Below are 5,962 nucleotides of genomic sequence, written 5' to 3' on the forward strand. Positions count from 1 at the left end.
TTTTAGGATTGACCTTTTCCTAGCATCTTGCTTTGGCTAATCCGTTTTCATTACACGCATTGCGTCCATTACCAAACTATATTTCTTAAATTTAACTGGGCTGCCTCAAATTGACTCAGCCCAGTTAAACAATTCAGCAGATTTTACCATCCATGTCCGGTTCGGCTACCAGACCCACCCATATTGGTATTACGGCTCTCATTATGATTAGAGTTATAACCATTCCCGTTCATAGTATTTGTGCTTTTATTCGTACTAGATGGTTGAGCACTTTGGCTCGGTTGTGTGTTATGCCATTGCTGGTCTTGTTGGGAATTCATATTAGAATGCCATTGTAGGTCATCATTGCAGAAATATTGACTGCTTTGTCCCGTAGTGACCGGTGCGGGGGTGACAGTTGTAGCTGGGTCGGTTGCAGGAGTAGTAGTTGCAGGGGTAGTGGTTGCTGGAGTAGTGGTTGCTGGAGTAGTAGTTGCAGGAGTAGTGGTTGCTGGGGTAGTGGTTGCTGGAGTAGTGGTTGCTGGGGTAGTGGTTGCAGGGGTAGTGGTTGCTGGAGTAGTAGTTGCAGGAGTAGTTGCAGGGGTAGTGGTTGCAGGAGTAGTGGTTGCTGGAGTAGTGGTTGCTGGGGTAGTGGTTACTGGAGTAGTGGTTGCTGGGATGACGATTGCACTAGAAGTAGTTGTTGTTACAGTTGCAGTAGTGCTAGGGTCCACAGACGTTGCTGATGTAGCAGCACTAACTGCTGCTACCGCTCCCATTATCAGCCCAAGAGACAATGTACTTACCATTAGCGTATTTTTTAAACTTTTCATCAAAATCATCCTCCTCAAACTAATTACTTAAATTCGTAAATAACTACAATGGCGCTTGCTTTTTTGACCTTGCTTTGTTTGATTCTTTTCCAATGACCACCCCCTGTCTTCTTCAGTAAGTTATTCGCAACAGTTTGTGCTATTTTGAGGGTAGCTCTTAAAAAATAGTAAGTAAAAGTATGTAATGTTTTCCCCAATCTCGTATTTTACTAATTTTCAGCGTAAGAAAAACTTCTATTAAATGGAGGGGAGCAGTATTTCTACCCGAACCCCTCCATCCCTTCTATTCGCAGTAGATATCTTCCCTCCGTGCTGATCAAGGATGCTATGCACAACAGATAACCCCAATCCGGTACCTTTTTCCTTCGTCGTAAAAAACGGATCATAAATATAGGGCATGACATCCAGCGAGATACCTGGTCCCTCATCACTGACGGCGAATCCTACTAAGCCAACTTGTCGAACTCCCTCTAGCTGAATCACACCGCCTTCCCCCTGGGCATCGATGGCATTGAGTAAAATATTTAGGATCACTTGCTTAATCTGATCCGGGTCCACCTCAACCTCTTGCTCGCCAACCTGACTTCGTTCTTGTTTCAACTCAATCTGGTGTTGCCTCAGGGCAGGCTGGATCAGGGTAACTTCTTCGTCCAAGAGTTTCCCTAACGCAATCTGTCCACGCACGGGCTCTTTAGGACGGGCAAAGGATAGAAACTCGCTGACCTAGCGATTTAACCGTTCACACTCTTCAATAAGCACTCTACAGTAATCTGAAACAACTCCATCGTCACTTTTTTCCAGCGCCATTAGTTGAATGCTCACTTTCATGATCCCCAGGGGATTGCGTATTTCATGAGCCAACCCGGCACTCATATGCCCCAGTGCCGTTAATCGTTCCGTTTGCCGGATCTCACCCTCCAATCGTTCACGTTCCTGCCCTTCTCGCTTTAACTTTTCCACCAATTCTTTCTGAACTGTTAGGGCGAGCTGATAGTTGCGTGACGCCTTCCGTTCCTGTTCAGTCAAGAATCCTGTTAACCAGCCGATTACGTTTATCAAGCCGATTTCCACCCACTGCGTATACATGGCCGATGGCGCCATTGCCTGGAAATACATCATCAACGGCAGAATGAGGACCGTAATGACCAAGCTGGATATTATCCCCCCAGCAGGGCCAAAACGCATGGCCGCATAAATCACTGGGAGATAGTACGCGAATTGCAATAGAATGTGATAATTCATTTCGTAATGGTAATTTGTGTAATGAATGGCCGTCAAAATCACTACAACAAGCCCAATCGCGATAAGGTCAAAGAGAGTCCGAGCACGATTTTGTGCAGGAGGTTCATGATTTAGCAAAAGAAGATCTCCTCCCTTCCTTTTATCCGTCCCTAAACCCCCAGTAAGAATCTATTCCGATTTTAAACACCTACAAGAGTAGGACAGGCGTCCATTGTAAGCCGCCTGCCCTATCGTTAAATCAATTCACTCATTAAAAAACACGACGGGCACCAACATAAACGGATTTCCAGTACGGTCCAATCACATAGACCGTAACCCCTTTAGACGACGAAGCATTGATAAATTGCCCATCGCCGAGATAAATTCCGTCATGACTTACTACACCGTCACCAGTAAACGAGAAAAAAACCAAATCTCCAGGTTGAAGGTCTTCAAAAGCAACCTGGGTCCCAACAGTATATTGATCACGTGAAACCCGTTGCAATGAGATTCCGTTTTGGGCAAACACATATTGAACATAACCCGAACAATCAAATCCAGTTTGAGGTGAAGTCCCACCCCATAGATACTTAACTCCAAGATATTGTTTTGCAGTCGCGATAACGGAATCTACTTTATTCTGACGCTGCTTTACCAAGTAAGCCTCATTGAGCGACTTTATGGTCAAGGGTCCAACGATTCCATCGCCCACCAAACTATTTGCCAGTTGAAAATTTATCACACCCTGTTTTGTTATACTTCCAAAGATACCATCCACTTTCCCTACATTAAACCCCACATCATTAAGTTTTGTCTGTAGCTCTACGACATCTGCCCCCGTGGATCCTACCTTAAGTAAAACATTTCCTAGCGCTGCTTGGGCAGGAGTTGACAAGGAAAGTGAAAAAATTATTAATAAGAGCCCAAGGATAATTTTGTTTTTCATTCTTCTGTTCCATCCTTTCAAGATTAACATCTCACAGGTAACGGAATCTTTGAAAGAAACTGGTATAACTAATTAATTACATTTCCGGTTTACATTATTGAAATGATTCATGGTGCCACTGTTACAGTAGCAATTCTTTTTTCCTCTTTTGATATTCTCTCAAATCAATCTCACCACTGGCATAACGTCCAAGTAAAACATCTAAGGCCTGATCTGGTTCGATAATCCGACGTATAAGAACCCGAGAACCTATCCGTCGAAATATATATATAATTAATGCAATCAATACTATCCAAAAAAACAAGTGGATTCCCATCCCCCAAAATCCGCCGCCAAAAAATAAGCCCCAACCGCCAAACATAAATCACTCCTCCTTTCCGTGAACTTTCCATCAAAACATCCACAATAAAGCAAGGTCACTTTCAACGTTGTTAAGCTAAGTATAGAGGTTTCATTTTACGCCCACGTCACATATTCTTAACATCTTTGTTAACGTAGCCTGCTGGGTTGTCAAAACTGCAGCTAGATAGATTACCTGCGTACAGCCGTCAATTGCATTAGAATCTCTTTAAAGGGTTTGTTTAATGTGAGTTTTCTCGGGTTATATTAATTAGCTGACCAGTTAAACCCCTAAATGAGCAGGACAGGCGCCTATTGCAAACCGCCTGCCCTACTCTAACCTCATTTTTTACCAACCCATGTTACCAGACCAGTTACCGGACATCCGGTCCCCATTCCAGCAATTTCCGTTGTATCCATTGTATCCGTTATATCCATTGTTATAATTTTGCGTCGGTTGCTTGGGAGCAGTTTGTTGCCTTTGTTGAGTCACTTTGTTAGTACTAGGAGGAGCGACCGGGGTAGCAACCGGAGGAGCGACCGGGGTAACAACCGGAGGAGCGACTGGCGTAGCAACCGGAGGAGCAACCGGGGTAGCAACTGGAGTAGCGACTGGCGTAGCAACCGGGGTAGCACTGGTATTCGTGTTCATAACCATTGGATTAGGATCATTTTTAATCCAGTCAGCTATTTGTTGCTGATAGTTCGTGGAAGTGGCAGCACCGGCTACACCGACTGCACCAACTATTAAACCAAGTGATAAGGCACTTACCAAGAATGTGTTTTTAATGTTTTTCATAAATAATCATCCTTCCTTTTTAAACCTTTTATCACGATAATGTTTTAAATCAGTATCATCGCTTAACTTGCAAACTTATGTTAACCACTCTCTTCTTTCTTTTGACCACCCCCTGTTTTCATCCAGTTATTCGTTAAGGGAGAATATTTTTTGAGGGGTAGCTCAAAAAGTATTTTACATTTCAAATCTTACCTGCATACGTTATTGGAATGATTTCGATCTAGTGTTCACACTATGTCTGCACTGCCGCATCTATGTTGGTATTGGCAGTATCCACCTGAACCTTGCAATTTAACAAATGCGATTTTCTTAAAGGCGAGCTGTTTGGTTTTGAGGTTTTAGCTTGACCACCATAAACGTATAAAAAATAGGACAGGCACTTATTGTAAGCCACCTATCCTACTCCGACGTCATCTTTTACCAACCCCCGTTGCCGTAATATCCACAACCGTAGCCGTTACCGTAATAACCGCAACCATAGCCATAGCCGTTACCGTTACCGTTACCGTTACCGTTACCGTTACCGTAGCCGTTACCATAGCTATTTGGATTTGATTGATTCGGTACCGGCGGTTGAGGAGTTGGTTGAGTTGGTACCAACGGTTGAGGAGCAGTTTGTTGTATACTGCTTTGCGGTGATTGATTTTGGTTACCACTATTTTGGGTCGCGTTTGTGTCAGCTGTCGTTGCAACTGATGTACTGACTGGCGTTGCAACTGGTGCACTGACTGTTGTTGCTACTGGTGTACTATCTATCGTTGCAGAAGCGGCAGTTGGGTTAGTATTGGTGGAGGTGGCAGCACTGACCAAACCGACTGCACCAACCATTAAACCAAGTGATAAGGCACTTACCAAAAATGTGTTTTTAATGTTTTTCATGTAAAATCACCCTTCTTCTTTAAATCTTTGATTACAACAATGTTTTAATTCGTATCATCGCTTAACTTGGAGACTTATGTTAAACACTCACTTCTTTCTTTTGACCACCCCCTGTTTTCATTCAGTTATTCGTTAAGGGAGAATACTTTTTGAGGGGTAGGTCAAAGTTACCTTAGCAATTCGTTTTTCCGCTTTTGATATTCTTCCAAGTCAATCTCACCACGGGCATACCTTTCATTCAAAACATTCAAAGCCTGATCTTGTCCGGTAAACCCTCGTGTATGAACCCGAGAACCTATCCTCCGAAATAAATATATAATTAATGCTATTAATACTATCCAAAAAAGCAATTGGATTCCCATCCCAAGTATCCCCATTCCCCAAAATCCGCCGCCATAATATGAGCCACAGCCCCAACCGCCAAACATAAATCACTCCTCCTTTCCGTAAATTTTAACATTGTAAATATAGTATAAAGTTATCATTTTACGCCAACGTCACAGATTTTTAACATTTTTGTTAAAGTAGTCTGCTAAGGCATGAATTACTTGTAGAATTACCTCAGCCCCAGAATATTGGCTTTGGTGGCACCCATCTGAACATTGCAAATTCAACAAATGCAACTTCCTTGTAGGATGCTTTTGATTTTGATTTGCTCTCCATAAACACATAAAAATTGGACAGGCCCGCATTGTAAGCAGCCTGTCCTACTCTAAGCTTATCTCTTTACCAATCCCTGTTCCCAGACCCGTTTCCGGACATCTGGTTCCCAGTCCGGCTATTTCCATCGGATCTATTGTTATTTACGCTGCCGTCTTTTTGCGCATTTTGCCATTGTTGTTGCATTGCTGCTTGATTTTGTGGATTTACGCCATATTGCTGCATCATTTGTTGATCTATCTGGACACAGTTATTGATCATTTGGTTATAGAGATCGTTTTGGCTTGCAACCGGGGTAGTAGCCGG

At 43.1% G+C, this 5,962-nt stretch carries 9 protein-coding genes and 1 pseudogene; 2 read left to right on the top strand and 8 right to left on the bottom strand.

Annotated elements, in window-relative coordinates:
* Nucleotides 1–375: 375 nt before the first annotated feature.
* Entirely contained in the window at nucleotides 376–843 is a 468-nt protein-coding gene (locus UF75_RS29495) for a hypothetical protein (RefSeq protein ID WP_052693606.1), read from the top strand.
* Between the two features lie 206 nt (nucleotides 844–1,049).
* Here UF75_RS29495 and UF75_RS30550 read toward each other — a convergent pair whose 3' ends face one another.
* The 6 genes from UF75_RS30550 to UF75_RS24310 form a co-directional block, all read right to left on the bottom strand.
* Entirely contained in the window at nucleotides 1,050–1,496 is a 447-nt protein-coding gene (locus UF75_RS30550) for an ATP-binding protein (protein WP_282433862.1), read from the bottom strand.
* A 39-nt stretch (nucleotides 1,497–1,535) separates the two neighbouring features.
* Entirely contained in the window at nucleotides 1,536–2,171 is a 636-nt protein-coding gene (locus tag UF75_RS30555) for a histidine kinase dimerization/phospho-acceptor domain-containing protein (protein ID WP_242860415.1), read from the bottom strand.
* A gap of 133 nt (nucleotides 2,172–2,304) precedes the next feature.
* Complete coding sequence (locus UF75_RS24295) at nucleotides 2,305–2,979, bottom strand: NlpC/P60 family protein (RefSeq protein WP_045577095.1); 675 nt, start codon at nucleotides 2,977–2,979, stop codon at nucleotides 2,305–2,307.
* A 121-nt stretch (nucleotides 2,980–3,100) separates the two neighbouring features.
* Entirely contained in the window at nucleotides 3,101–3,340 is a 240-nt protein-coding gene (locus UF75_RS24300; RefSeq protein WP_045577096.1) for a membrane protein, read from the bottom strand.
* 327 nt (nucleotides 3,341–3,667) lie between these two features.
* Complete coding sequence (locus UF75_RS28740) at nucleotides 3,668–4,117, bottom strand: hypothetical protein (RefSeq protein ID WP_045577097.1); 450 nt, start codon at nucleotides 4,115–4,117, stop codon at nucleotides 3,668–3,670.
* Nucleotides 4,118–4,527: 410 nt separating this feature from the next.
* Nucleotides 4,528–4,773: a hypothetical protein gene (locus UF75_RS24310; protein WP_156146598.1), complete on the bottom strand. Its 246-nt coding sequence runs from the start codon at nucleotides 4,771–4,773 to the stop codon at nucleotides 4,528–4,530.
* Nucleotides 4,774–4,790: 17 nt separating this feature from the next.
* Between UF75_RS24310 and UF75_RS28745 the strand changes: the two genes are divergently transcribed.
* Nucleotides 4,791–5,000 carry a hypothetical protein gene (locus UF75_RS28745; protein ID WP_156146599.1) on the top strand — a complete coding sequence of 70 codons (210 nt, stop codon included), beginning with the start codon at nucleotides 4,791–4,793 and terminating at the stop codon, nucleotides 4,998–5,000.
* Nucleotides 5,001–5,163: 163 nt separating this feature from the next.
* Here the strand turns inward: UF75_RS28745 and UF75_RS24315 are convergent, their stop codons facing one another.
* Entirely contained in the window at nucleotides 5,164–5,424 is a 261-nt protein-coding gene (locus UF75_RS24315; protein ID WP_045577098.1) for an SHOCT domain-containing protein, read from the bottom strand.
* Between the two features lie 298 nt (nucleotides 5,425–5,722).
* Nucleotides 5,723–5,962, bottom strand: a pseudogene (locus UF75_RS24320) (hypothetical protein); the annotation flags it as partial.

Origin of the sequence: Desulfosporosinus sp. I2, from assembly GCF_000960765.1 — a bacterium.
Taxonomy (GTDB): Bacteria; Bacillota; Desulfitobacteriia; order Desulfitobacteriales; family Desulfitobacteriaceae; genus Desulfosporosinus.